Annotated in this window: 3 protein-coding genes and 1 pseudogene; all 4 read right to left on the reverse strand. The window is 70.3% G+C overall.

Annotation, left to right across the window (positions count from 1 at the left end; genetic code table 11):
* Positions 1 to 70 precede the first annotated feature (70 nt).
* Positions 71 to 1477 carry a 3-deoxy-7-phosphoheptulonate synthase class II gene (locus tag G6020_RS05425; RefSeq protein WP_179525047.1) on the reverse strand — a complete coding sequence of 469 codons (1407 nt, stop codon included), beginning with the start codon at positions 1475 to 1477 and terminating at the stop codon, positions 71 to 73.
* Between the two features lie 35 nt (positions 1478 to 1512).
* On the reverse strand, positions 1513 to 2010 hold the full coding sequence (locus G6020_RS05430; protein ID WP_179525046.1) for a polyadenylate-specific 3'-exoribonuclease AS: 498 nt from the start codon (positions 2008 to 2010) through the stop codon (positions 1513 to 1515).
* A gap of 5 nt (positions 2011 to 2015) precedes the next feature.
* Complete coding sequence (locus G6020_RS05435; RefSeq protein ID WP_179525045.1) at positions 2016 to 2750, reverse strand: lysophospholipid acyltransferase family protein; 735 nt, start codon at positions 2748 to 2750, stop codon at positions 2016 to 2018.
* A gap of 47 nt (positions 2751 to 2797) precedes the next feature.
* Positions 2798 to 3215, reverse strand: a pseudogene (locus G6020_RS05440) (hypothetical protein); the annotation flags it as partial.

Here is a 3215-nt window from a genome sequence, read left to right on the forward strand (position 1 = left end):
GGCCCCGGGGCCCGGCCGTCCCCGCGAGGCGAGTGTCCCCGGGGCCCGGCCGTCCCCGCGACGCCGCGGCTCAGTTGCGGAGCATCTCCGCCACCAGGTAGGCCAACTCCAGCGACTGCTGGGTGTTGAGCCTCGGGTCGCACGCGGTCTCGTACCGCCCGGCCAGATCGAGGTCGGAGATGTCCTGGGCGCCCCCGAGGCACTCGGTGACGTCCTCACCCGTGAGCTCGATGTGGATGCCGCCCGGGTGCGAGCCGAGGGCGTGATGAACCTCGAAGAAGCCCTGGACCTCGTCGATGATCCGGTCGAAGTGGCGGGTCTTGTAACCGTTCGACGTGGAATGGGTGTTGCCGTGCATCGGGTCGCACTGCCAGATGACCTTGTGTCCCGAGGCCTCGACGGCCTGCACGATCGGCGGGAGCGCGTCCCTGACCTTGTCGTTGCCCATGCGGGAGACCAGGGTCAGGCGTCCCGGACGATTGCGCGGATCGAGCTTCTCCACGTACTCCACCGCGAGTTCCGGGGTGGTCGAGGGGCCGATCTTCAGTCCGATCGGGTTCTCGATGAGTGAGGCGAACGCCACGTGGGCGTCGTCGATCCCACGGGTCCGCTCCCCGATCCACAGGAAGTGGGCCGAGAGGTCGTACAACCCCTGCTCCGCGTCACCCGTGAGGCCCGTGCCGTCGTCGGCCAGGCGCAACATCGCGCGCTCGTAGTCGAGCACCAGCGCCTCGTGGGAGGAGAAGATGTCCGCCGACCGCAGGTTCTCGTCGGAGACACCGCAGGCGTCCATGAACCGCAGCCCTCGATCGACCTCCGCCGCGAGCGCCTCGTAGCGCGCGCCGGCCGGCGACCCGGCGACGAACTCCATGTTCCACTCGTGCACGCGGTGCAGGTCCGCCGTCCCCGAGGCCGTCAGGGAGCGGACCAGGTTCATGGCCGCGGCGGCGTTGGCGTAGGCGCGGACCAGACGCGACGCGTCGTGCTCACGAGCGGTGTCGTCCGCGTCGAGCCCGTTGACCATGTCCCCGCGGTAGGAGAGCAGGCCGGTGGCGTCCCTGTCGGCGGAGCGCGGTTTGGCATACTGCCCGGCGATCCGGCCGACCTTCACCACCGGCATGGACGCGCCGTAGGTCAGGACGACGGACATCTGCAGGAGCGTGCGGATCACGCCCTTGATGTGCGGCTCGGTGTTGGCCTCGAACGTCTCCGCGCAGTCCCCGCCCTGGAGCAGGAACGCGCGACCGTGCGCGACGTCGGCCAGCCGATCCGAGAGGTGTTCGACCTCCGAGGCCACGCAGATTGGCGGAACGCTCTCGAGGACCTTGCGCATGGCCGCGGCGTGATCGGGATCCCACGACGGTTGCTGCAGCGCGGGTCGCGACAGGGCGTCCGCCAGCAGCCGATCGAGGTCCGCCGAGAGCGGGGGGAGGTCGGGAAGCTGTGCGATGTCGACGTCGACTGTCCAGTTGCTCACCCCGCGAGGATACGCCACCGCCGCCGGCGCGGACCTCAGAGACCCAGGTGGGGCGCCTTCGCCGCGATCGCCCGGAATCTCAAGAACGCATGGCGGGCATCGCCGAGGGCGTCGTGGGCTCCGCCCGGGTGAGGGGGCAGCTCCGGTTGCCCGGCCATCTCCCACAGCTGGCGCACGTCCCGCGTGAACCTCGGCATCGCCGCCGGCAGCTCGGTCATGTCACCCCAGAGCTGACACACCGCGACGTGGTCATAGGCCCCGATCCACGCCCACAGCTCGACCGGCCCGGAGATCGGTGCGGTGACGAAGTCGTACAACCCGTCCCGGATCCCCGACCGCGACATCCAGGCCGGCGAGGAGGGATTGGGCAGCTTGGGCAGGACGTTCCGCCGGACCCACGGGCCGGCCTTGGCCTGGTCGAAATCCGTGGAGACCGCGTAGAACTCGCGTCCGTCCTCCGCCACCACCCCCACCGACACCAGGTCGATGGTGGTGCCGTCCTCGATGAACTCACAATCGTAGAAGTAGCGCACCGGCGTCAGCGCTGTCCCTCGACGGGCTGGTCGAGGAGGTTGCGTCCCGACTTGCGCACCGCCTCGTAGCGCTTCTTCATCTCCGCGCCGTAGGTGTCGTGGACATACTCCTGACCCGTCAACGCCTGGATGCGCCGCATGAACTCATCGGTGATCTCCCGCTCGGCCACGCGGTCGCCCTCCCGCCCGGCCCACGGCGTCAGGTCGAGTGGTTCCCCGATCATCACCCGGACCCGGGTCCGGCGGTGGGGTCGGTTGACCTTGCGGATGTACTCACCCGTCCCGATCACGCCCACGGGGACGATCGGGACCCCGGCGCGCAGCGCGAGCCGGGCGGGCCCGGTCTTGCCGCGGTACAACCGCCCGTCCGGGGACCGGGTCCCCTCCGGGTAGACGCACAGGATCTGACCCGACGAGAGGACCTCGAGGCCCGCGTTGAGAGCGGCCTGGGCGGCATCGGCGTCGGTGCGGTCGATCGGGTACTGACCGGTCCCCGCGAAGAACCACCTGCTGAGCATGCCGCGGATCCCGGTGCCGGTGAAGTAGTCGCTCTTCGCCAGGAACGTGACCCGCCGGGGAAGGAGGAGCGGGGTGAACAGCCAGTCGGCCACCGACTCGTGGTTGCCCACGAGGACCGCCGCCCCGCTGGTCGGGAAGTTCTCCCGGCCGGTGATGACCGGCCGACTGGTCAGCCGCAGGAAGGGCCCGATGATCACGTACTTGAACAACCAGTACAGCAACTTGGGTCACCGGACCTTCCGTCGTTGGGGAGTTGACGGAGCGGATACTACCCGGATCGGTCCGCGAATCCGGACGGGACGAGATTCGGTGGCCACAGCTCGGGATCGGGGACGAAGCCGGCGACCACGGCGCGCGCCTCGGGGTCGAAGTGTGTGGTGACGAGGGTGCACCGGGACAGCAACGCGGGGAGCCTCACCACCGTCCGGACACCGTCGAGGTCCAGGCGCAGCTCGTCGCCCTCGACCGAGGGCGGGGTCGTCGGACGGTCCGACACCGGGCACTCCACCCGGTATCCCCCACTCCCGTCCGGGGAGACGGAGGGTGTGACCGCCCCGCGGGCGAGTTCGGCCAGCGCCGCGGTCCGGCCCGGGGCGCTCCCGGCGACCATCACCTCGACGGGCCCCGCGAGGAACGTCGAGACCTCCGCCGCGAGGAGGGACAGTCGGTGCGCCTCGCGGGTCCGG

Origin of the sequence: Dietzia sp. B19 (genome assembly GCF_014145155.1) — a bacterium.
GTDB lineage: Bacteria > Actinomycetota > Actinomycetes > Mycobacteriales > Mycobacteriaceae > Dietzia > Dietzia natronolimnaea.